20 protein-coding genes are annotated in these 23,546 nt (G+C 53.5%); 10 read left to right on the plus strand and 10 right to left on the minus strand.

Annotated features, from left to right (window positions below; translation table 11 throughout):
• The first annotated feature begins 4 nt into the window (after positions 1 to 4).
• Positions 5 to 931 (plus strand): homocysteine S-methyltransferase, encoded by a 927-nt coding sequence (gene mmuM, locus FDX09_RS05620; RefSeq protein ID WP_087857020.1) that lies wholly within the window; start codon positions 5 to 7, stop codon positions 929 to 931.
• A gap of 114 nt (positions 932 to 1,045) precedes the next feature.
• Here the strand turns inward: mmuM and fbpC are convergent, their stop codons facing one another.
• The 6 genes from fbpC to FDX09_RS05650 form a co-directional block, all read right to left on the minus strand.
• A complete protein-coding gene (fbpC, locus tag FDX09_RS05625) occupies positions 1,046 to 2,092 on the minus strand; it encodes a ferric ABC transporter ATP-binding protein (RefSeq protein ID WP_137346907.1) in 1,047 nt (348 codons plus the stop codon).
• A gap of 11 nt (positions 2,093 to 2,103) precedes the next feature.
• Positions 2,104 to 4,182, minus strand: a complete 2,079-nt coding sequence (locus FDX09_RS05630; protein ID WP_085047663.1) for an iron ABC transporter permease — start codon at positions 4,180 to 4,182, stop codon at positions 2,104 to 2,106.
• A gap of 67 nt (positions 4,183 to 4,249) precedes the next feature.
• Positions 4,250 to 5,281 (minus strand): ABC transporter substrate-binding protein, encoded by a 1,032-nt coding sequence (locus FDX09_RS05635; protein ID WP_069323924.1) that lies wholly within the window; start codon positions 5,279 to 5,281, stop codon positions 4,250 to 4,252.
• Positions 5,278 to 6,573 (minus strand): MFS transporter family glucose-6-phosphate receptor UhpC, encoded by a 1,296-nt coding sequence (uhpC, locus tag FDX09_RS05640; RefSeq protein WP_038638059.1) that lies wholly within the window; start codon positions 6,571 to 6,573, stop codon positions 5,278 to 5,280. The genes FDX09_RS05635 and uhpC overlap by 4 nt, the downstream gene beginning before the upstream one ends.
• Before the next feature lie 85 nt (positions 6,574 to 6,658).
• Positions 6,659 to 8,200 (minus strand): MASE1 domain-containing protein, encoded by a 1,542-nt coding sequence (locus FDX09_RS05645; RefSeq protein WP_137346908.1) that lies wholly within the window; start codon positions 8,198 to 8,200, stop codon positions 6,659 to 6,661.
• Positions 8,200 to 8,829, minus strand: coding sequence for a response regulator transcription factor (locus tag FDX09_RS05650; protein ID WP_038638064.1), 630 nt, complete (start codon positions 8,827 to 8,829; stop codon positions 8,200 to 8,202). Before FDX09_RS05650 ends, FDX09_RS05645 begins: the two co-directional genes overlap by 1 nt.
• 336 nt (positions 8,830 to 9,165) lie before the next feature.
• Here FDX09_RS05650 and tauA point away from each other — a divergent pair, with 336 nt between their 5' ends.
• Genes tauA through tauD form a run of 4 tightly spaced genes read left to right on the plus strand, consistent with a single transcriptional unit; the run spans position 9,166 to position 12,582 of the window.
• Entirely contained in the window at positions 9,166 to 10,128 is a 963-nt protein-coding gene (gene tauA, locus FDX09_RS05655) for a taurine ABC transporter substrate-binding protein (protein WP_137346909.1), read from the plus strand.
• 11 nt (positions 10,129 to 10,139) lie between these two features.
• Entirely contained in the window at positions 10,140 to 10,907 is a 768-nt protein-coding gene (tauB, locus tag FDX09_RS05660; RefSeq protein WP_137346910.1) for a taurine ABC transporter ATP-binding subunit, read from the plus strand.
• Positions 10,904 to 11,734, plus strand: a complete 831-nt coding sequence (tauC, locus tag FDX09_RS05665; protein ID WP_079225266.1) for a taurine ABC transporter permease TauC — start codon at positions 10,904 to 10,906, stop codon at positions 11,732 to 11,734. Before tauB ends, tauC begins: the two co-directional genes overlap by 4 nt.
• Complete coding sequence (gene tauD, locus FDX09_RS05670) at positions 11,731 to 12,582, plus strand: taurine dioxygenase (protein WP_038638080.1); 852 nt, start codon at positions 11,731 to 11,733, stop codon at positions 12,580 to 12,582. The genes tauC and tauD overlap by 4 nt, the downstream gene beginning before the upstream one ends.
• 79 nt (positions 12,583 to 12,661) lie before the next feature.
• On the opposite strand, the gene hemB is transcribed toward tauD, so the two are convergent.
• The gene (gene hemB / locus FDX09_RS05675) at positions 12,662 to 13,636 is read right to left on the minus strand and encodes a porphobilinogen synthase (RefSeq protein WP_087857024.1); all 975 of its coding nucleotides are present in this window, start codon (positions 13,634 to 13,636) and stop codon (positions 12,662 to 12,664) included.
• 503 nt (positions 13,637 to 14,139) lie between these two features.
• Between hemB and FDX09_RS05680 the strand changes: the two genes are divergently transcribed.
• A complete protein-coding gene (locus FDX09_RS05680; RefSeq protein ID WP_137346911.1) occupies positions 14,140 to 16,983 on the plus strand; it encodes an autotransporter outer membrane beta-barrel domain-containing protein in 2,844 nt (947 codons plus the stop codon).
• Between the two features lie 83 nt (positions 16,984 to 17,066).
• Positions 17,067 to 17,690, plus strand: coding sequence for a hydrogen peroxide resistance inhibitor IprA (gene iprA / locus FDX09_RS05685; protein WP_085047658.1), 624 nt, complete (start codon positions 17,067 to 17,069; stop codon positions 17,688 to 17,690).
• Position 17,691: 1 nt separating this feature from the next.
• On the opposite strand, the gene ampH is transcribed toward iprA, so the two are convergent.
• Positions 17,692 to 18,849, minus strand: coding sequence for a D-alanyl-D-alanine-carboxypeptidase/endopeptidase AmpH (ampH, locus tag FDX09_RS05690; RefSeq protein WP_137346912.1), 1,158 nt, complete (start codon positions 18,847 to 18,849; stop codon positions 17,692 to 17,694).
• A 384-nt stretch (positions 18,850 to 19,233) separates the two neighbouring features.
• Here ampH and sbmA point away from each other — a divergent pair, with 384 nt between their 5' ends.
• Positions 19,234 to 20,454 (plus strand): peptide antibiotic transporter SbmA, encoded by a 1,221-nt coding sequence (gene sbmA, locus FDX09_RS05695; RefSeq protein ID WP_137346913.1) that lies wholly within the window; start codon positions 19,234 to 19,236, stop codon positions 20,452 to 20,454.
• Between the two features lie 14 nt (positions 20,455 to 20,468).
• Positions 20,469 to 21,572 (plus strand): DUF1615 domain-containing protein, encoded by a 1,104-nt coding sequence (locus tag FDX09_RS05700; protein WP_069323930.1) that lies wholly within the window; start codon positions 20,469 to 20,471, stop codon positions 21,570 to 21,572.
• On the opposite strand, the gene FDX09_RS05705 is transcribed toward FDX09_RS05700, so the two are convergent.
• On the minus strand, positions 21,557 to 21,880 hold the full coding sequence (locus FDX09_RS05705) for a YaiY family protein (RefSeq protein WP_038638099.1): 324 nt from the start codon (positions 21,878 to 21,880) through the stop codon (positions 21,557 to 21,559). The two genes, FDX09_RS05700 and FDX09_RS05705, sit on opposite strands and share 16 nt — an antisense overlap.
• 264 nt (positions 21,881 to 22,144) lie before the next feature.
• Here FDX09_RS05705 and FDX09_RS05710 point away from each other — a divergent pair, with 264 nt between their 5' ends.
• Positions 22,145 to 22,369: a DUF2754 domain-containing protein gene (locus FDX09_RS05710; RefSeq protein WP_038638102.1), complete on the plus strand. Its 225-nt coding sequence runs from the start codon at positions 22,145 to 22,147 to the stop codon at positions 22,367 to 22,369.
• A 21-nt stretch (positions 22,370 to 22,390) separates the two neighbouring features.
• On the opposite strand, the gene ddlA is transcribed toward FDX09_RS05710, so the two are convergent.
• Positions 22,391 to 23,485, minus strand: a complete 1,095-nt coding sequence (ddlA, locus tag FDX09_RS05715) for a D-alanine--D-alanine ligase (protein ID WP_038643049.1) — start codon at positions 23,483 to 23,485, stop codon at positions 22,391 to 22,393.
• Positions 23,486 to 23,546 lie beyond the last annotated feature (61 nt).

The following is a 23,546-nucleotide window of genomic DNA, read 5'->3' on the forward strand; positions in this document are numbered from 1 at the left end:
GAACATGTCGCAGAATAATCCGTTAAGCGCCATCCTCGACAAACAGGATTTCCTGTTACTGGATGGTGCGATGGCGACGGAGCTGGAAGCGCGCGGTTGTGATTTAGCAGACAGCCTGTGGTCAGCCAAAGTGCTGGTCGAAAATCCGCAGCTTATCCGCGAAGTGCATCTTGATTATTTCCGGGCGGGGGCGCAATGCGCGATCACCGCCAGCTATCAGGCCACGCCGGCAGGTTTTGCCGCGCGCGGCCTGAATGAAGCGCAGTCGAAAGCGCTGATTGGCAAAAGCGTGGAGCTGGCGCGTAAAGCGCGTGAAGCCTGGCTGGCTGAGAACCCGCAGGCGGGTACGCTGCTGGTGGCAGGCTCCGTTGGGCCTTATGGCGCGTATCTGGCGGATGGATCAGAGTATCGTGGCGATTACCAACGTAGCGCTGAGGAATTTCAGGCGTTTCACCGTCCGCGCGTGGAAGCGTTGCTGGATGCCGGGGCCGACCTGCTGGCCTGTGAAACCCTGCCGAATTTTACCGAGATTGGCGCGCTGGCTGAGCTGTTGACCGCGTATCCGCGTGCCAGGGCGTGGTTCTCGTTTACTCTGCGCGACAGCGAGCACCTGAGCGACGGTACGCCGCTGCGTGACGTGGTGTCGTTGCTGGCGGGTTATCCGCAGGTGGTGGCGTTAGGCATCAACTGTATTGCGCTGGAAAAGACCACCGCCGCATTGCAGCATCTGCACGGCTTAACGGCGCTGCCGCTGGTGGTGTATCCAAACTCAGGCGAGCATTATGATGCGGCAAGCAAAACCTGGCATCATCACAGTGAGCATTGTGCGCAGTTGGCGGATTATTTGCCGCAGTGGCAGGCCGCTGGCGCACGGTTGATCGGCGGGTGTTGTCGCACCACGCCGAAGGATATTGCCGCGCTTAAAGCGTGAAGCTGAGAATTTATCAGGCCTACATCGTTCACTGTAGGCCTGATAAGCGCAGCGCATCAGGCATTGCCGGATGGCGGCATAAGCGCCTTATCCGACCTACAAAGCAACAAAATCTTATGCCGCATCTGCCAGCACAAACATGCCGTACGGGTGGATTTCAAGGTAGTACTGCTCGCCGACGTCCGGCTGCAGGCGCGTGGCGTTGACCTGTAACAAGATCTCCTGTCCATGCCACTCCACCGTGACTTCATATTGAGGGCCCATATAGGCGACATGGCGGATCGCGCAGCGCTGGCTCTCCTCGCCGCGATCGCTGAGCGTGATCGCTTCCGGGCGCACGCCGACCATCCCTTCTCCGTGATCGTTAAAGTGCGGCGGTCGCGGCAAACGATAGCCGTAGATATCAACGTATCCTGCGCTAAAGGTGGCCGGAAACAGGTTGGCATCGCCCATAAAGCTCGCCATAAAACGTGAGGCCGGCTGACGATAAAGATCCTGCGGCGTACCGATCTGCATGATGTGTCCTTTATTCATCACCAGTACGGTATCGGAAACCGCAAAGGCTTCGCTCTGATCGTGAGTAACGTACAGCGAGGTGATATCAAACTGCTTTTGTAGCTCGCGGATCTTGTCGCGCATGCTGCGACGCAGGTTGGCATCCAGGTTGCTCAGCGGCTCATCAAACAGCAGCACCTTCGGTTTGAGGATCAACGCGCGGGCCAGTGCCACGCGCTGCTGCTGACCGCCGGAGATCTGATCGACATAGCGCTCTTCGAACCCCTCCAGATCGACCATCGCCAGCGCTTCTTTCACCCGCGTCTTCACTTCGCTGCGCGACACGCCAAGCATCTTCAGGCCATAGCCGACGTTCTCTCCCAGCGACATGTGCGGAAACAGAGCATACGACTGAAACACCATGCAGATATCGCGTTGCTGAATGGAACGATGGGTGACGTCTTCGCCATCAATAAAAATCTGGCCTTCACTCGGTTTTTCCAGCCCGGCGACAAGGCGCAAAATGGTGGTTTTGCCACAGCCGGAGGGGCCGAGCAGCGTCACCATTTGCCCCTGAGGAATGGTGAGGTTGATGTTGTCGATAACCGTGTTGCTGCCAAATCGTTTAGTGACGTTGCGCAGTTCAACGAAATTTTTCTGAGTCATAGTGCGCTCCATTACGCCTGGTTTTTAGCTTTTGAACGGGAGGTACGTGATTCGCCGATCAGCCAGTCAAAGATGAAAATAATCGCCAGCATCACCACGATCAGAATCGAACCGTAGGCAATCGCCACCCCGTACTCGCCGTCTTCCACGCGGTTGAGGATGTAGGCCGTCGCCACGCGGGTATCCGGCGTCACAAGGAACACAATGGCGCTGACGGTGGTAATGGCGCGCACAAAGCTGTAGATCAGCGCCGAGAGGATCGCCGGGCGCAGCAGCGGCAGCAGGATATGCGTAATAGTCCGCAGGGAACCGGCACGCAGGCTAAGCGAGGCTTCATCCAGCGATTTATCGATTTGGCCTAAGCCCGCGATGCCCGCCCGAATTCCGACCGGCACGTTACGCATCACCATTGAGATAATCACGATGGCGGCGGTGCCGGTGAGGTACACCGGGGCGCTGTTAAAGGCCAGAATGTACGACACGCCCGCTACGGTGCCAGGAACGGCAAAGCACAGCATGGTGGTGAACTCGATGGTTTTTTTACCTTTAAACTGCTGGCGCACCACAATCCACGCGATCAGCAGACCAAAGATTGCGGTGATCGGCGCGGCAATCCCGGCGTAGAGCAGAGTGTCGAGCAGTGAAGGCCACGCGCCGTCGCTCATCCCCTGACCGAACAGTTTGGTAAAGTTCGCCAGCGTCAGGGTGTAGTCCACGCCCCAGTTAACGGTGAAACTGCCGTAGAAAATGCTGCCATAGAGCAGGGCGTTAAAGGCAATCCACACCGCCAGCAGCGCAACCACGCTCCACACCAGCGTCACTGGCAGCGGCTGGACGTCGCCCCGGTAGGATTTACCGGAGACCGTCACGTAGGAGCGCTTGCCGATCCACATGTACTGCACACAGAATACCAGCAGCGAGAACAGCAGCAGGAACGCGCCCAGCGTACTGGCGGCCTGATAATCGAGCTGCGAGCCGGTGATGTAGAAGTAAATTTGCGTTGCCAGCACGTCGAAGTTACCGCCGAGCACCAGCGGGTTACTGAAGTCGGCCAGCGACTGTACCACCACAATTAAAAAGGCGTTCGCCAGCGCCGGTTTCAGTAGCGGGACAAACACGCCGTTAAAGGTCTGCCAGCGGCTGGCACGCAGGGTGTATGACGCTTCTTCCAGCGACGGATGAATGGTCTTGATGGCCCCGTCGAGGATCATAAACGCCATCGGCGTAAAGGCCAGCACCTGCGCCAGCCAGATGCCGGTAAAACCGTACAGCCAGTTGGTGTTGGTTAAGCCGAACCAGTCGACCATAAATTCGGTGATGTAACCAGAGCGACCCATCATCAGCGTAACACCTAAACCGACGACAAACGGCGGGGTAACGATCGGCAGAATCGAGAAGATACGTCCGATGATGGCGCTACGTCTGGCGATACGGGTCGTGTAGATAGCCAGCACCAGGCCAAAGAAGGTACAACCGACGCCGACGGCAATCGACAGCATAATCGAGTTGAGGATCACCTGAATGATATGCGCCTGCGACAGCACATTCATAAACGCCAGTGGCGCAAATTCCCCGGCGTCGTTGGTGAACATCGGAATGAAAATAGCGATGCTTGGCCAGACGATAAAAATACCGATCAGCGCGACAATGGCGGTCAGCGAGCCGATGACGAAACGGTCGCCGCCCAGCCATTCAAGACGGGTAAGCGCCAGGGTCATAATTGCGCCCAGCGCCACAAACAGCACGATGGTGGCATAGCCTAAGCCACGACCTTCAAGCGTGGCGCTGGCGACGATAAAGGCCATGCAGAAGAATGCCCAGCCTGCGTCAAGATAATGGCGGCCGCGCTGTTCGCGTCTGGCTTCATGGAACGGGCGTACCAGCAGCAGGCTCGGTAGCAGATACCATAACCAACTGATATTGAATTGTGACCAGCCGTAGGCGGCGAGTATTTCTTCGCTCGTCGACTCCAGCAGACCGTAGTCCAGGCTCCAGCTTGGCAGCAGGGCAAACGCCAGCCAGCCGAGCAAAACCCAAAGAAATATCGCATCCCGTTTTTTCACGGGATGGAGTGCAAGTGTGTGTGACATAGCGGTTCCGGTATTTCAGGCCGGGCGGGCGCTTACGCCGCACCCGGCAAATGAACGCAACGTGGGCTTATTTACCCATCTTCACTTCGCTAACCCACTTATTGATCAGGGCTTTACGTACGTCGGTCGAGCCGTACTTATCCATGTCGTAGTTGATAAGCTTCAGGTCGTCGAGCTTCAGCGAGTTCGGCGAGGTCTCGGCGGTGGTGTTGGTCAGGATCTGATAGGATTTACCTTTCTTCCATGCCAACTCCTGAGCGTCTTTCGACAGCACCCAGTCAACGAACAGTTTGGCGTTGTCGAGGTTACGCGCGCCTTTCAGGATGCTGACGCCGCCAATTTCATAGCCGGTGCCTTCGCACGGGGAGATCAGCTCCAGCGGGGCGCCCTGTTCTTTTTCCAGCGAGTAGTCGTGCAGGAAGCCAATGCCGATCGCCGTTTCGCCACGGGCGGCATTACGCGCCGGAGCAATGCCGGATTTGGTGTACTGGGAGACGTTGGCGTTGAGCTGTTTCAGGTAATCAAAAGCCTGATCCTCACCCCAAAGCTGAGCGAAGGTCGCCAGCGCGGTGTAGGCGGTGCCTGAACTCTGTGGGTCAGCAATCTGGATTTCCCCTTTGTATTCTGGTTTGGTCAGATCCTTCCAGCATTTCGGTACCGGCAGGTTTTTCTCTTTCAGGCGTTGAGTATTAACGCCAAAGCCCAGAATACCGACATACACCGCCGAGGAGAGGTTACCCTTTACTTTCGCCGGATCGCGGAACTTCTCCATGATCTGCGCGAGGTTAGGCGATTTGTACGGCTGCAGCAGGCCCATTTCACCGGCCTGGGATTGTGGATCCAGCGTACCGCCGTACCACACATCCGCCTGCGGGTTTTTCTTCTCGGCATCGACCTTCGCCAGCGTGCTGCCGGAGCCGTTACGAATAAATGAGGTTTTCACATCATATTTGTCGCCGAAGGCTTTGGTTTCGGTTTCGCACATCTCGTTGGTGGCGCTGCAATACACCACCAGACGTCCTTGAGCTTGTGCCGCACTGCTGAAGGCCGCCAGCGTCAGAGCGGAGGCAATCAGGGTAGAGGTAAGCGTCAGTTTCATTGTTTTATCCTTTGACTGAGAGAAGGGGTAATGCCCGCAATGAGCAATGGCATCAGCAATAAACCCATAAAAACAGCGGCAACCGAGAGCAAACTGAACATTCCCGACCAGCCGTAGTGTTCTATGACCAGCGACAGCGGCCAACCCGCCAGCGCGGCCCCCAGATAGGCGAACAGCCCGAGAAAACCGGTGATTGAACCTGCCGCCGCTTTGTGTCCGCATTCGACAGCAGCCAGACCAATCAACATCTGCGGGCCAAACACAAAAAAGCCCACGGTAAAGAAACACACTGCCAGCAGCGCATAGTGGTGCACCGGGGCCAGCCACAGGGCGGCGACGGAGACCATCAGCCCCAGCGTGAACAGCAAGATCATCGGCGCGCGCTGACCGCTGAACAGCAGATCCGATCCCCATCCGGCAAATAGCGCGCCGAGCAAGCCGCCGACTTCAAACAACATCACCGTGGCATTGGCGCTGAGTAGATTCACGCCGTGGCTTTCCGTCAGCCAGATGTTGCCCCAGTCGTTGAGTGCAATGCGGATCAAATAGACCAGTACATACGACACGCCAAGCAGCCAGATCATCGGATTTTTCAGCATGGTGGTGCGTAACATTTGCCACAGCCCCATCGGCGGGCTCTGCTGCTCCTGACGTAGCTCCAGCGGATCGTGCCGCCACTCTCCAACCGTCGGTAATCCCTCTTCCTGGGGCGTGCCTTTCAGTTGCAGGGTGAGCCAGATACCTAACGCCATGCTGATTATCCCTGGTGCCAGCATCGCTGCCTGCCAGCCCCACCAGAGGGCGGCAAAGGCGCTAATCAGCGGGATGATGGCCCCGCCGATGTTGATCGACATATTCCAGCACCCCCACCAGAAGCCGCGTTCGTTGCGCGAGTACCAGTGGGTCAGCAGGCGGGCGCAGGGCGGCCAGCCCCAGCCCTGGAAAAATCCGTTCAACGTCCAGACCGCCAGCAGCAGCGTCAGCGATTCACCAAAGGCGAACACCACGTTCAAAACACCAGTGGCGAACAGGCCGATTCCCATGAATGCGCGCTGCCCATGGCTGTCGTGCCACAATCCGGCGGCGAATTTCGACAGGCCGTAGGTCAGATAAAACAGCGATCCCAGCAGACCGATATCGCCTTTATCCAGCCCCAGATCCGTTTGCAGCGCCGGGAGTACATAGTTGACGCTTTTGCGCGTCAGATAAAACGCGGCGTAGCCAATCACCATGCACATCAGCAATTGTGGACGTAGCGTCCGGTATTGTTGGTCTGTTTCGCGTGCGTGCATGGCGGTCTCCGTTTGTGCTGACTATAGGAAAGTGAAAGCAAAAGGGGATGAGAGAAAGTCCGCAGTGACTAAGACTTTTTCCTGGTTAGCGGCTGGTTTGTTGCAAATTTGTGGGCAGGTTAACAATTACCCGCGTGCCGTGGTTCGATTCCAGCGTGAGTTCGCCACCGAGGGCGCTTACCCGCTCACGCATCCCCTGGATACCGAAACCGGGGATTTTTTCCGGGAGGATACCCACGCCGTTGTCATCGACTTCCAGTGACAGGCGGTGTTCCCGCTGGCGTAGCGTAATCGATACCTCACTGGCATCGGCATGCTTACAGATGTTATTGAGCAGTTCCTGCATCAGGCGATACAGCGTGAAGCGCACCGTTTCATTTTCTGGCGTATTTTCCAGATGGTAATTAAATCGGCAGCGGATGCCCCGCTCGGCAAAGGCAAATTCATTCACCAGATGATACAGCGCATCTTTGAAAGACAGTTCATCAAGCGCGGGCGGGCGCAACTGGCGCAGAAGCTGGCGGGTGGAGTGGTGAATGCGCCGGGCAAGATCGTTGATCTGATTCGCCGCCTCAAGCGTTTGCTCGCGACCCGGCGCGCGTTTGACCAGTTGCGTCTGAATCTGGATGGCGGTGATGTTCTGGCCTATTTCGTCATGCAGTTCACGCGCTAAACTTTTTCGCGTGTCTTCCTCGGTACGAATCAGTTGTTCGGTCAGCGCACGGCGTGCCGCCAGTTCGGCTTCCAGACGCTGGCGATAATGGTGCAAGTTTTGCGCCAGATGCTGCTGGCGGCTGATGGCGATGCCAAGACCAATACCCAGCAACGCCTGCGTCGCGAGAAAAATCTCCAGTTCAAGAAGATTACTGAACCCCACGCCTATCTGCCGGGCGATGGTGATCATCATGCTGCCGAGCAATCCGGACAACACGCCGCCCTGCCAGCCAAATTTCCATGCCATCACCACGTTTGGTAAAAACACCACGATCAGCAGCAGGCGCTCGATATCCGGCGACAGTACCATCTGCGTGCCAATGCCAATAATAAAAAACAGGCTGCACCAGATGATAAGCGAGGTGCGCAGCGGGGGATTGGTGGTATCCAACCCGAGCAAATGATAACGGTGCTGCTGGCGCAGAAATTCATAGATCAGATAGACAAACGGCGTCAGCAGCACGCCGCCGGTAAACGACGCCAGGCCAATTAACGTTGCCGGGCTTTCGATAAACGGTGACAGCAGTCCGGTATTAAGCAATGAGGTAATTGTTACCGCGGCCAGCAGCAGCGTTAAGCGCTGCCAGTACAGGGGGAAGCGGTGCCAGTATGACTGACCGATGCTTGCCGGAAGAAGGCTAATTAATGGGGCTACCAGCAAAATATAGCCATTCAATAATTGCTCGCTGTGCAGCCAGAACAGCATCAGTACCGGCGGCAGCACCAGCGCGGGCCAGTAGCGGCGAGAAAGCAGAATCAACAGTGCAAGATAGACCCCGTGTGGCAGGAATAATGCCGCCTGCTGACCGTTGTGGGTCAGGTAAAACCCCAGCGTCCACAGCATCAACCAGCCCGATCCCCAGGCCAGCAGAATAAACAGGGAGATTACCCAATGACGAAGGTTACGCGACATTAATGCCCCGTCAGTAGCTGGTGGTCGAGGGCAAAATGCACCAGCTCAATAGTGCTGTGGCATTGCAGTTTGCCCAGCACGTTCGCGCGGTGGACATGAACCGTTTTGTGGCTAAGGTCGAGCTTAAAGGCAATTTCTTTCACGCTGTCGCCTTTGACCAATAGATCAAACACTTCGCGCTCGCGCGGGGTCAGTACCTCCAGGACCTGCGCGGGCTGCTCGCCGCCGCGTAACGCCCGCAGCGCATCGGCGCACAGATAATGCCCGCCCATACCCACCGATCGTACCGCCTGCACCAGTTCTTCGGGTCCACAGCGTTTGGTCAGATAGCCGCTGGCGCCAGCATCCAGTGCACTTTGTACAAACGTCGGCGAGTCATAAATGCTGAGAATAATGGCGCGAAAACCGGGCTTCTGCGCCCGCAGTCGTTTTAACAGGCTCAGGCCATTTTCATCCGGCATGGCGATGTCCATCACCGCGACGTTGACGTCATCATGCAGTAATGCAGGCCAGGCCTCCGCCGCGCTACTGAACTGACCGGTGACGTTGAGATCGTCTTCGAGACTGAGTAATTGCGCAAAGCCGGAACGCACCACCACATGGTCATCCACCAGCACAACATGAATCATGATATTGCTCTCTTGCCTGACAATAGCGTCTATGATGCCTGCCAGCGCAGCGCTGGCAATCATCCAGGCGCAGTTATGTAACGAATGTAACAAAATCGCAATAATTTACAGGCTGTGCAGCGAGAGTAGGCCTGATAAGCGTAGCGCATCAGGCATTCATTGCCGGATGGCGGCGCAAGCACCTTATCCGGCCTACGATTACATGCATTTTTGAGCTAACTATTGCCGGTTTTTTTCTAAAAACGCTTTGTTCTTAGCCAGAATTTTTAATTCCTTTATCAAAGTGGGCCGCAACGAAATACTGCCTCCTATAACAAGACAGGGGAGCAGACAATCATGGCTAATTCATCGCGTAACGCACTTCTTGCCGCACTGGCATTCATCGCATTTCAGGCGCAGGCGGTGAACGTCACCGTCGCGTATCAAACTTCCGCCGAACCCGCCAAAGTGGCGCAGGCGGATAACACTTTTGCTAAAGAGAGCGGAGCCACCGTTGACTGGCGCAAGTTTGACAGCGGCGCGAGTATTGTCCGCGCGTTGGCATCCGGCGACGTACAGATCGGTAACCTCGGCTCCAGCCCGCTGGCGGTAGCGGCCAGTCAGCAGGTGCCGATTGAGGTTTTCCTGCTGGCATCAAAGCTCGGCAATTCTGAAGCGCTGGTGGTGAAGAAAAACATCAGTAAACCGGAAGATTTGATTGGTAAGCGCATTGCCGTGCCGTTTATTTCCACCACCCATTACAGCCTGCTGGCAGCGCTGAAACATTGGGGGATTAAACCAGGCCAGGTAGAGATTGTGAACCTTCAGCCACCGGCGATTATTGCCGCCTGGCAGCGCGGAGATATTGACGGCGCGTACGTCTGGGCGCCTGCAGTCAATGCGCTGGAAAAAGACGGCAAGGTACTGACTGACTCGGAAAAAGTCGGTGAATGGGGGGCGCCAACGCTGGACGTATGGGTGGTACGCAAAGATTTTGCCGAGAAATACCCTGAGGTAGTGAAAGCATTTGCGAAAAGCGCCATCGATGCGCAGCAGCCCTATATCGCCAACCCGGATGCCTGGCTCAAACAATCGGAGAATATCAGCAAGTTGGCGCGCTTAAGCGGTGTGCCAGAGGCGGATGTGCCGGGGCTGGTGAAAGGTAACACCTATCTGACTCCGCAGCAGCAAACCGCCGAGCTTACCGGACCGGTAAATAAAGCGATTATCGACACCGCGCAGTTCCTTAAAGAGCAGGGCAAAGTGCCCGCCGTAGCGACGGATTATAGCCAGTACGTGACCGATCGTTTCGTGCAATAAAGGGGACGCTGATGCTGCAAATCTCTCATCTTAATGCCAGTTACGGTGGCAAGCCGGTGCTTGAGGATATCAACCTGACGCTCGATAGCGGTGAACTGCTGGTGGTGCTGGGACCTTCCGGTTGTGGGAAAACCACATTGTTAAATCTGATTGCCGGATTTGTACCGTATCAACACGGCAGCATTATGCTGGCGGGCACTAAGGTCGAAGGACCTGGCGCAGAACGTGGAGTGGTGTTTCAGAATGAAGGTCTGTTGCCCTGGCGCAACGTGCAGGACAACGTCACCTTCGGTCTGCAACTGATGGGCTTGGAGAAGCCGCAGCGTCAGCGTATTGCTCAGGAAATGTTGCAAAAAGTGGGGCTGGAGGGCGCGGAAAAACGCTTTATCTGGCAGCTTTCCGGTGGGCAACGTCAGCGTGTCGGCATTGCGCGGGCGCTGGCGGCCAACCCGCAGCTGTTGCTGCTGGATGAGCCGTTTGGCGCGCTCGACGCCTTTACCCGCGAGCAGATGCAAACCCTGCTGCTGAAACTTTGGCATGAAACGGGGAAACAGGTGCTGTTGATTACCCATGATATCGAAGAAGCGGTGTTTATGGCCACGGAACTGGTATTGCTGTCGCCAGGCCCTGGCCGGGTGCTGGAACGACTGCCGCTTAATTTCGCCCGGCGTTTTGTGGCCGGAGAGGCGAGTCGCAGCATTAAGTCCGATCCGCAGTTTATCGCCATGCGCGAGTATGTGTTAAGTCGTGTCTTTGAACAACGGGAGGCCTTCTCATGAGCGTGGTGATTAATGACAAACCCCGCCGCCCGCGGGCGCTGAACTGGCGCTGGCCGTTCTCGCGCCAGATGACTTTAAGCCTCGGTACGCTGGCCGTCATTTTGGCGCTGTGGTGGACGGTGGCGGCGCTGCAGTTAATCAGCCCGTTGTTTCTGCCGCCGCCGGGCCAGGTTTTGCAAAAACTCATCAGTATTGCCGGGCCGCAGGGGTTTATGGATGCCACGCTGTGGCAGCATCTGGCGGCCAGTTTGACGCGTATTGTTATCGCGCTGCTGGCGGCGGTGCTGTTGGGGATTCCGGTCGGTATCGCCATGGGGCTGAGTCCGACGATTCGCGGCATTCTCGATCCAATCATTGAATTGTATCGTCCGGTTCCGCCATTGGCCTATTTGCCGCTGATGGTTATCTGGTTTGGTATTGGTGAAACCTCCAAGATCCTGCTGATTTACCTGGCGATTTTCGCCCCTGTGGCGATGTCGGCGCTGGCGGGTGTAAAAAGTGCGCAGCAGGTGAGAATCCGGGCCGCGCAGTCGCTGGGGGCCAGCCGTGCGCAGGTGCTGTGGTTTGTGATTTTACCAGGTGCCTTGCCGGAGATTTTGACCGGACTGCGCATTGGACTGGGCGTGGGGTGGTCGACCCTGGTGGCGGCGGAGCTGATTGCCGCGACGCGAGGTTTAGGATTTATGGTGCAATCAGCCGGTGAGTTTCTGGCAACGGATGTTGTGCTGGCGGGGATCGCGGTAATTGCCGTTATCGCGTTTATTTTAGAGCTGGGTCTGCGCGCGCTTCAGCGCCGTCTGACGCCCTGGCATGGAGAAGTACAATGAGTGAACGTCTGAGCATTACCCCGCTGGGGCCATATATTGGCGCACAAATTACCGGCGCGGATTTAACGCGCCCATTAAGCGATAACCAGTTTGAACAGCTTTATCATGCTGTATTGCGCCATCAGGTGGTGTTCCTGCGCGAGCAGGTGATTACACCACAGCAGCAGCGCGCGCTGGCGCTACGTTTTGGCGACCTGCATATTCACCCGGTCTATCCACATGCCGAAGGGGTGGACGAAATAATCGTGCTGGATACCCACAACGATAATCCGCCCGATAACGACAACTGGCACACTGATGTGACGTTTATCGACACGCCGCCCGCCGGAGCGATTCTGGCGGCGAAAGAGCTGCCATCGACAGGCGGAGACACCCTGTGGACCAGCGGGATTGCCGCTTATGATGCTCTTTCACAGCCGTTTCGCCAGTTGCTGAGCGGCCTGCGGGCAGAGCATGATTTTCGTAAATCATTTCAGGAATATAAATATCGCCAGACGCCAGAGGAGCATCAGCGCTGGCTGGAGGCGGTCGCCAAACATCCACCGTTATTGCATCCGGTGGTGCGTACCCATCCTGTGAGTGGCAAGCAAGCGCTGTTTGTGAATGAAGGGTTTACTACGCGAATTGTCGATGTGACGGAAAAAGAGAGCGAGGCGCTGCTGGGCTTTTTGTTCGCGCATATCACCAAACCGGAGTTCCAGGTGCGCTGGCGCTGGCAGCCTAACGATGTGGCGATTTGGGATAATCGCGTGACGCAGCACTATGCCAACGCGGATTATCTGCCGCAGCGGCGCATTATGCACCGGGCGACAATTCTTGGAGACAAGCCGTTTTATCGGGCCGGGTGAATAACCGCTGGCGCTTCGCTGACCGGACCTGGCGATAACAGGCCGGATAAGGCGAAGCCGCCATCCGGCACAAGGTCAATTAACGCAGGATTTTTTTCTCAGCCAGATCCAGCGCAAAGTAGCTGAAGATTAGATCCGCGCCCGCGCGTTTGATCGAACCTAAGCTTTCCAGCACCACTTTCTCTTCATCGATAGCACCCGCCATCGCCGCGAACTTGATCATCGCGTATTCACCGCTGACCTGATAAGCGCCAATTGGCAATTCGGTGCGTTCGCGGATATCGCGCAGAATATCGAGGTACGCGCCGGCCGGTTTCACCATCAGGCAGTCTGCACCCTGGGCTTCATCCAGCAGTGATTCGCGAATCGCCTCGCGGCGGTTCATCGGGTTCATCTGATAGGTTTTACGATCTCCCTTCAGCGCTGTACCTGCCGCTTCACGGAACGGGCCATAGAAAGAAGAGGCAAACTTAGTGGAGTAGGACATGATCGCGGTATCGGTGAAGCCCGCAGCATCCAGCGCCTGGCGAATCGCCTGCACCTGACCGTCCATTGCGGCGGAAGGGGCGATGAAATCTGCACCCGCAGCGGCAGCAACGACTGCCTGTTTGCCGAGGTTGGCAAGGGTTAAATCATTATCGACGCCGTGATCGCACAACACGCCGCAGTGACCATGCGAGGTGTACTCACAGAAGCAGGTGTCGGACATGACGATCATTTCCGGTACGGTCTGCTTACAGATACGCGACATGCGCGCCACCAGACCATCTTCTTTCCAGGCATCGCTGCCGGTGTCGTCGGTGTGGTGGGAAATGCCGAAGGTCATGACCGAACGGATACCTGCAGTGGCAATGCGTTCAATTTCGCGCGCCAGGTGTTTCTCTGGAATGCGCATCACGCCCGGCATGGCGTCGATGGCTTTGTAATCGTCGAGTTCTTCTTCAACAAAGATCGGCAACACCAGGTCATTTAAGCTGAGTGTTGTCTCTTCAAACATAGCGCGTAGCGCAGGAGATTTGCGCAGGCGGCGAGGGCGATGGATTAGGTCTGTCATGGTATGCCTGATGTTTGTGGAATCGAAGGTCGCAGTATACCTGAACCTGAGGGCGGGTGGTTTACGAAAGTTGGCGTTATGCGAGTGAGGTTCCACTCTTAATAACCTCTTTTACATATATACTATTTATATTTTTGCGATGTTAATTATTTTAGATATCGATTGGTTTTAATCCTGGTTCAGCTTTGTTTAATGTTTAATTAAGTTGCGAGGGGTTGGGTAGTATTTATTGCTTGTGTTTTTTATTTCTTTTTAAATGATAGGGTAAGTGTATGTGTTGGAGGTTTTTATTATTTTAATGCTCTGAATTTAAAAGTGTTTTAATTCTTCTTATAGAATTTTCTTAATTGTCTTATTTATGGTCTGCTTTCGGACTTAAGGCAAAGAATAATTGAACCTTTCATCCATGACGCCGCATAATCCTTCCTGCGAAACATAAAATGTTTTCTTTGCATTGATAATTGATGGATCAACAATATTACGTCCCTGAGGAGGGATGACAAATGCACACCTGGAAAAAGAAACTCGTAGTCTCACAATTAGCATTAGCCTGCACTTTGGCAATCACTTCTCAGGCAAATGCTACCACTTACGATACCTTTGGTTTTCACGACGATGCGACCACATATAACACGTCAGATGCTGACTACATGACCTACAGTGGTTATGTTTATAACAACGCAGCAACCGATAGCAGCTATTTCGACACCTCATTCTCTGGCGATACGGTGAATGGCGTTGTTTCGACGTATTATCTGAACCGCGATTATGCAGACGATACGGCAAATACCGTGAATGTAACCAATTCCACGATTCACGGTATGATTACCTCTAAGCAGGTATCTGGCTTTAATGATGCGATTGCGCATGACTGGGTTGACGGTGATATCTTCACATTAAATATCAATAACTCGACGATTGATGATGACTATGAAGCATTTTATTACACCGATACCTATCTGGATGGCACAACATCGAAGTCAGTCTACGAAACATATTCTGTAGCTGGACTGGGAACGGCGGTAACGCTGGATGTCGAAAGCGCTATCAATATTAGTAATAATTCACATGTTGCAGGTATTAGCCTGGAGCAGGGTGATACCACCAATGCGGCGTATACCACTGGCGCAACTCAGTGGGATAACACCATTACGGTAAATGACTCAACCGTCACGTCGGGTTCTTATACTGCTGATGAATCAACGGGGCACTTTGGTAACTCTGCAGAGCCGAGTGATTACAGTAATTCTTCAACTCAGGATGATGTTGCACTATCGTTCACAGATAACAGCGCTTCTGCTAATCGTATGGTAAACACCGTCACGCTGAATAATTCTCAGTTGTTAGGCGATGTTATGTTTACGAGTACCTGGAACAGCAATTTTGATTCCGCTGGCCATCTGGTTGATGGTTCTACTTCAGATTATACCCACGGCGGCTGGGATGATGACGATCAAAACGTCGATCACCTGACTCTGACGCTGAATAATACCAGTTGGACGGGGGCAGCCAATATTGACTATGACACCGTGACCCCTTCACAGTTCTATGATATTGCAGCTAACAGCTTAGATCCAAATGCGACAAGTTCTGATAACTGGAACCGTGTTAACAGTGCAAACTCCTTCCAGAGCGGTATATTTGATATCGCACTGAATAATGGATCTGTATGGAATACCACGAAAACGTCTCTGATTGATACCCTGGCTATCAACAGCGGTTCTCAGGTTAATGTTGCCGACGGTTCCAGCGTAACGTCTGATTCCATTACCCTGAACGGTGCTTCTACGATGAATATCGGCGAAGACGGCGCGGTTGATACCGATCACCTGACGATTGACACTAACAGTACCGTGACGTTGTCTGATGACGTTAGCTCTGCATGGTCAGGGGCTGCTTTGTATGCCAACACCATTACCGCAACCAACGGCGGTATGCTGAATGTCGAAACCAGCAATAATGGCGCTTCCAGTCTGTTTACCGCCGGTACGCTGGAACTGACCAGCGGAAATGTGGCTGATAACAACGGCAACGTGTACGCCGGTGTATTCAATATTAACAGCAACAACTACGTACTGAATTCAGATCTCGTCAACGATCGTACCTGGGACACCACTCAGGCTAATTATGGTTACGGTATCATCGCGATGAATTCTGATGGTCACCTGACCGTCAACGGGAATGGTGATATCAATAGCGGCGACGAAGCTGATGCCAGCAGCACCAGCGATAACGTTGTTGCTGCAACCGGTAACTACAAAGTTCGCATTGATAACGCAACGGGTGCAGGTTCTGTTGCTGATTATAAAGGCAAAGGGCTGATTTACGTTGATGACGTAAACACCAACGCCACCTTCTCTGCAGCCAATAAAGCTGACCTGGGCGCTTACACCTATCAGGCACAGCAGCAGGGGAACACCGTTGTTCTGCAGCAGATGGAGCTGACGGACTACGCTAACATGGCGCTGAGCATCCCCTCTGCCAACACCAATATCTGGAACCTGGAACAAGATACCGTGGGTACTCGTCTGACCAACGCACGTCATGGTCTGGTCGATAACGGTGGCGCATGGGTCAGTTACTTCGGTGGTAGCTTCGACGCGGATAACGGCACCATTAACTACGATCAGGATGTTAACGGCATCATGGTCGGTGTTGATTCCAAAATTGATGGTAACAACGCGAAGTGGATTGTCGGTGCCGCGGCAGGCTTTGCCAAAGGAGATATGAGCGACCGTACCGGTCAAGTGGATCAGGACAGCCAGACTGCCTATATCTACTCTTCTGCTCGTTTTGCCAACAACCTCTTTGTTGACGGTAACTTAAGCTACTCTCACTTCAACAACGATTTGTCTGCCAGCATGAGCAACGGTCAGTACGTTGATGGTAGCACTTCTTCTGATGCCTGGGGCTTTGGCTTGAAACTGGGTTATGACCTGACGCTGGGTGACGCTGGCTACGTAACGCCTTATGGTAGTGTATCCGGCCTGTTCCAGTCTGGTGATGACTATAAGCTGAGCAATGACATGAAAGTTGACGGTCAGTCGTATGACAGCATGCGCTATGAACTGGGGGTTGATACAGGTTATACCTTCGCGTACAGCGATGACCAGGCGCTGACCCCGTTCTTCAAACTGGCCTATGTTTACGATGACTCGAACAACGATTCTGACATAAACGGCGACTCCATCGACAATGGGGTAGAAGGTTCTGCGGTACGTGTCGGACTGGGTACGCAGTTCAGCTTTACCAAAAACTTTAGCGCGTATACCGATGCTAATTATCTCGGTGGTGGCGATGTCGATCAAGACTGGTCTGCCAATGTTGGTGTTAAATATACCTGGTAAGAAATCTATCGCAGCGAAAAAATAATTTAATCTGGAAAATGCCCGTCACGGATTTGACGGGCATTTATTGCAAGGAACGAGCAATGTTATCTACGAATAAACCTCTTCCTGAATTTAGTAAGCTTGATAAATGTTTATCGAAATATGGCAAGCACTTTGAATGTGATAACGATAAAGAAACTATATATTCCAGTGAGGTAAATAACGATGATACCGTTATTATTTTAAGCGGTGTCGTTTCCCTGAGACGCGGGGAGAATGTACTCGTCGGCATTGCGCAGGCACCATTTATTATGGGGCTTTCAGATGGTGTGATGAAAACCGATGTACAATACAGATTAATGACCGAAAGTTATTGTACGGGATATCATCTTCCTGCCTTACAAACGATTAATATAATTGAACAATGCCAGCTTTGGCGCGAAGCATTCTGCTGGTTGGCCTGGCAGAACCGCATGCTTGAAATGCGTGATCTGCAGCTGATTGGTAATAACTCCTACGATCAGATCCGCGCGACGTTGATATCCATGACGAAATGGGACGAAGGTCTGCGTTCGCGTATTGGCGTTATGAACTATATTCACCAACGCACACGAATTTCACGCTCAGTTGTCGCTGAGGTCCTCGCGGCATTGCGTAAGGGTGGTTACATTGAAATGAATAAAGGCAAACTGGTGAGCGTTAAACGTTTGCCTTTTGAGTATTGAATCAGGATGCGGGAATAACCTGCGGTTTGTTTCCGCTCAACTCTGTGACCAGATCGTTAATACCGTCACTCATATTGGTAAAGCGCGTCAGCGGAGAACGGGTCACCACGACAAATGCCCCAACGTTTTTCTGCGGGATCATTGCCATATAGGTAATAAAACCACCGCCACCACCGGTTTTTTGAATAATTCCCGGGCGGCCATTCTTCGGTGCCATATACACCCAGCCCAAACCAAGCGCATCGGCTTTGCCCGGAACGTCCATCCCTATCACTTTGGTTAACTGCGTACGCTGATAAATCAGCGTCTGCATACGGTCGGCTTGCTGGCTGCGATGATAAAAATCAGAAGAGAGATACTGTTGCATCCAGCGCATCATATCGCCGGGCGTTGAATAGACACCGCCGCTACCCATTGCCGCCAGGGTATTGTTACAAGGGCTGGCGCCTTTTTCCGCGACCATCAGACGTCTGCATTGATCCGGGGATGGGGTAAAGGTGGTGTCTTTCATTCCCAGCGGTCGGGTGATTTTTTCTTCAAACACCTGAGGATAAGGCTTACCGGCAGCAGTTCCCAGCGCGTCGGCCAACAGGTCGAATGCCAGATTTGAATAAGAAGCCTGCGATCCTGGCGCGGCTTTAAGCGTGGCGGTTAAGAGATAGCTCCAGCGTTGTTCGCGGGTTGGCCAGACAAACACCGGGCGATGTGCTGCGCCGCCAGGCTGTTCGCGCGGCAGCGCGCTGGTATGCGTCGCCAGATTCACCAACGTGATTGGCGTTCCCTGATAAGTCGGCACGCGTGCGCCAGGTGGTGCATATTTACTCAAGGGATCGTTGAGTTTAACCGTGCCCTGATCGAGTAATTTCACCAGCACTTCGCTGGTCATTAATTTAGTGATAGAGGCAATGCGAATCACGGAATCCAGTTGTGGATGAACATTATTGCCGGGGCGCGTTTCGCCGAAGCTACGAAATACGCGTTGATTACCATCAATCACCACGAGCGCCATCCCCGTAGCACCACTGCCGTAAAATATATGGTCGGCATAACGATCGACGATATCTGAGGCGAAGACCGGTTCGGTTATAGGCTGTGCCGCCTGGACAGATGTCAATGACGCCGCACACAGCGCGGCAGAAAAAAGCAGACTACGTTTCAACGGTGGTGTCCATGAGTTAGAAAAAGTGAAAAAGGATGTCGTGCGTATGCGTATTTATACTACTCAACGGCGTATTGCAAAGCGCTTATCAGCCAATAATAGTGTGAAAAACGTAACGATGAGTAAACGTGAGTGTTTCCCGGATTGTGGATGTTCGCTTTTGTGATCTCACGCTGTGATAATCTGCACATGCTGGAACGTTGTCGAGTGTGAAAACCACAGAAACAATTCTTCATCGCCGTGGGGCGAACTATGTGCCACGGTTTTGGTCACAATTGTCGGTTTCAGCTTGTGTTTTTTGGCGTAAGCCGTCTCGCCGCCGCATTTCCCGGTGGCAAACGCACAGCAGTCGTCATAACGATAAGAAGTTAGCAGGAGAGCACTATGTTTAAGTCTTTTTTCCCAAAGCCGGGACCGTTCTTTATTTCGGCATTTATTTGGGCACTGGTCGCTGTTGTATTCTGGCAAGCAGGTGGGGGAGCCTGGGTGGCGCGCATTACCGGCGCGTCGGGGGATGTACCGATTAGCGCGGCGCGTTTCTGGTCGCTGGATTACCTGATTTTTTATGCTTACTACATTCTTTGCGTTGGGGTGTTCGCGCTGTTCTGGTTTCTCTACAGCCCGCACCGCTGGCAGTATTGGTCCATTCTCGGTACCTCGCTGATAATTTTTGTGACCTGGTTTCTGGTTGAGGTCGGCGTCGCCGTCAACGCCTGGTATGCGCCATTCTACGATCTCATTCAAACCGCGCTCAGCGCACCGCATAAGGTGAAAATTGAGCAGTTCTATAATGAAGTGGGGATCTTTCTCGGCATTGCGCTGATTGCCGTGGTCATTGGCGTGATGAACAATTTCTTCGTCAGTCACTATGTGTTCCGCTGGCGTACCGCGATGAACGAACACTATATGGCGCACTGGCAGCATCTGCGTCATATCGAAGGCGCAGCACAGCGTGTGCAGGAAGACACCATGCGTTTTGCCTCCACGCTGGAAAATATGGGCGTCAGCTTTATCAACGCCATTATGACGCTGATTGCCTTCTTGCCGGTACTGGTTACGCTGTCGGCGCATGTTCCTGATCTGCCGATTATTGGACATGTTCCTTATGGGCTGGTGATTGCTGCGATTGTCTGGTCGCTGATGGGAACCGGCTTGCTGGCGGTAGTCGGGATCAAACTTCCGGGTCTGGAGTTTAAAAACCAGCGTGTGGAAGCGGCTTACCGTAAAGAACTGGTATACGGTGAAGATGATGCCAGTCGTGCAACGCCGCCGACGGTGCGTGAACTGTTCCATGCGGTGCGGCAAAACTATTTCCGTCTCTATTTTCACTACATGTATTTTAATATCGCCCGTATTCTGTACCTGCAGGTTGATAACGTTTTCGGTTTGTTCCTGCTGTTTCCGTCAATTGTTGCCGGTACGATTACGCTCGGTTTGATGACGCAAATTACCAACGTGTTTGGCCAGGTGCGCGGCTCGTTCCAGTATCTGATTAACTCCTGGACAACCTTAGTTGAACTGATGTCTATCTATAAGCGTCTGCGCAGCTTTGAACGTGAGCTTGATGGCCAGAATATTCAGGAAGTTACCCATACGCTTAGCTAACAAAAGGAGATGTTATGTCGACGGTTTCCCGTCTTTACCCCTGGTCCGGACTGGCAGCATTGGTGCTGGTGGGATGTAGTAGCCAACCCGCGCAGCCGTTAAAAAAAGGGGAGAAAGCCGTCGATGTGGCGAGCGTGGTGCGCCAGAAAATGCCCGCCAGCGTGAAAGACCGGGATGCCTGGGCGCAGGATCTGGCGAAGACGTTTGAAAGTCAGAAGCTGGCGCCAACGGTTGAAAACATCTGTTCGGTGCTGGCGGTCGCGCAACAGGAGTCAAACTACCAGGCTGACCCGGCGGTTCCTGGCTTAAGTAAAATCGCCTGGAAAGAGATCGACCGTCGCGCCGAGCGCATGCATATTCCGCTGTTTGTGGTGCACACTGCGCTGAAGATTAACTCGCCAACGGGGAAAAGCTACAGTGAGCGTCTGGATACGGTGAAGACGGAAAAACAGCTTAGCGCCATCTTTGATGATTTCATCAATATGGTACCGATGGGGCAGACGCTGTTTGGTTCACTGAATCCGGTGCATACCGGCGGACCGATGCAGGTCAGCATTGCGTTTGCCGAGCAGCACGCCAGCGGCTATCCATGGAAAATGGCAGGGACGGTCCGTCAGGAAGTGTTCAGCCGACGCGGCGGACTGTGGTTTGGCACTTATCATCTGCTCAATTATCCGGCGAATTACAGTGCGCCCATCTTCCGCTTTGCAGATTTTAATGCCGGCTGGTACGCCAGCCGCAATGCGGCTTTCCAGAATGCAGTCAGTAAAGCCAGCGGAGTGAAGCTGGCGCTGGACGGGGATTTGATTCTCTACGGCAGCAGCGAACCGGGGAAAACGGAGCTGGCGGTACGCAAGCTGGCCGGGAAGCTGGGGATGAGCGAGAGTGAGATCCACCGGCAACTGCAAAAGGGCGATAGCCTGGCCTTTGAAGAGACTGCGCTGTACGAGAAGGTCTATAAGCTGGCGGAAGCGAAGAGCGGTAAATCGCTACCTCGTGAAATGCTGCCTGGCATTCAGTTGGAAAGCCCGAAGATCACGCGTAATCTGACGACCGCGTGGTTTGCTAAACGCGTGGACGATCGTCGGGCGAAGTGTATGGCTCAGTCATCGTTATGATGACGGCGGCGCCAGCGGATAATTGTCGCGACGGCGCCAAGAATCAGGCTACCGACCAGGAAAGGGATCAGCCCAAACAGGGTACCGACGCCTAAACCAATTTCAACGCGCGGGCGTCCTGTCTCTTGCATTTGCAACTGCATCAGCTGCTCATAGATGCCGGGGGCGTGGGCCAGCAGATTTAAAATCTGCGCGCCTGCCCAAAAGCAAAACAGCACAAATACGGCATACGCAATGTTGCCGGGCAGGGAGGAGGTATCCCGATGCTTGCCCTTAAACAGGGATTTTGAGAGCGTAAAATCAGCCATAAAGACCTCCGGAAATAACCTGCTTTTTTTGGCGTAATGCCTGTAACTGAGTGTGAGTCTGACAGGTGATCAGGAATGTCAATATCAGAATGTTGGTAATTTCAGGTGGAGATTATTCCTGGATTTCGGTTTTATGTGGTGTGTCACAATTATTTAACCTTAAGTTAAATTTAGTTACATTTCAGAAATTACGCCTATGCCACAGACGCCCATGGGGAAATGTGCGAGGATGTTTTCCCATGTTGTATATCCACCGGAGCCGTTATGAACCTGCCTGTAAAAATCCGCCGAGACTGGCACTACTATGCCTTCGCTATTGGGCTTATCTTTATTCTGAATGGCGTGGTCGGGTTATTAGGTTTTGAAGCGCAGGGATGGCAAACCTATGCGGTGGGGCTGGTTACCTGGATAATCAGCTTTTGGCTGGCCGGATTAATTATCCGTCGCCGCGTGGAAAATGAAGATGATGAAGCGAAGGATGCCCAATAGTTATCAGGCATCCTGGCGGGTTTACATACTGGTTTTCAGCGCGCTATCCGCAGCGTGGCGCTCCAGCGCCAGTTCGATCAGACGCGTGATTAAATCGGTATAGCCTAAGCCGCTCGCCTGCCACAGTTTTGGATACATACTGATGTTGGTGAAGCCCGGCAGGGTGTTGATCTCATTGATCACAACGTCGTTGTCTGCGGTTAAGAATACATCTACACGCGCCATGCCGGCACATCCCAGTGTTTGGTACGCCTGAATGGCGATCTGGCGGATCTTGTCGTTAATCTCTGGCGCGATCGCTGCCGGAACAACTACTTTGGCGCCATTATCGTCAATGTATTTGGTGTCGTAAGCGTAAAAATCACTGTTCAGCACGATCTCACCACAGGTGCTGGCCTGCGGATGATCGTTGCCCAGTACCGCGCATTCGATCTCACGGCCTTTGATCCCTTGCTCTACCACGACTTTATGATCGAACTCAAATGCCAGCGCGACAGCCTGGTTGTATTGCGCTTCACTGGTCACTTTGCTAACGCCAACGGACGATCCCTGGTTGGCGGGTTTCACGAACAACGGCAGACCCAGGCGGGATTGCACCTCAGCAAAGCTAATATTGTTGCGGTTCGCGCGAGTGAGTGTAATAAATGGCGCGATATTTAATCCGGCATCGCGCAGCAGACGTTTGGTTACGTCTTTATCCATACAGGCTGCGGAACCCAGGACATCAGAACCGACGAACGGCAGATTCGCTACGCGCAGCATACCCTGCAAAGAGCCATCTTCACCCAGCGTACCGTGGACGATCGGGAAAATAACATCGACCGTCGGCAGCGGCTGACCGTTTTGCGCATCGATCAACTGGTGCTCTTGTTTACCCGGAACCTGAGCCAGGCTGGTCGCGGAAGGACGCAGCGCAATGTGCGCCGGATCGTCTGAATTGAGCAGATAGTTACTGGCATCGCTAACGTGCCATTGCCCTTGTTTATCAATACCTAACAGCACAACGTCAAAGCGAGTCTTGTCGATGGCATCGACAATATTTTTTGCCGATTGCAATGACACTTCATGTTCCGCTGATTTACCACCAAATACGATTCCTACCCGCAACTTTGCCATCTTAAAAACCCATTCCATGAATGCAAAGCACATACATTACCACGACAAAACGCAGGTTTCC

The organism is Citrobacter sp. wls717, from assembly GCF_005280955.1.
GTDB lineage: Bacteria > Pseudomonadota > Gammaproteobacteria > Enterobacterales > Enterobacteriaceae > Citrobacter > Citrobacter werkmanii.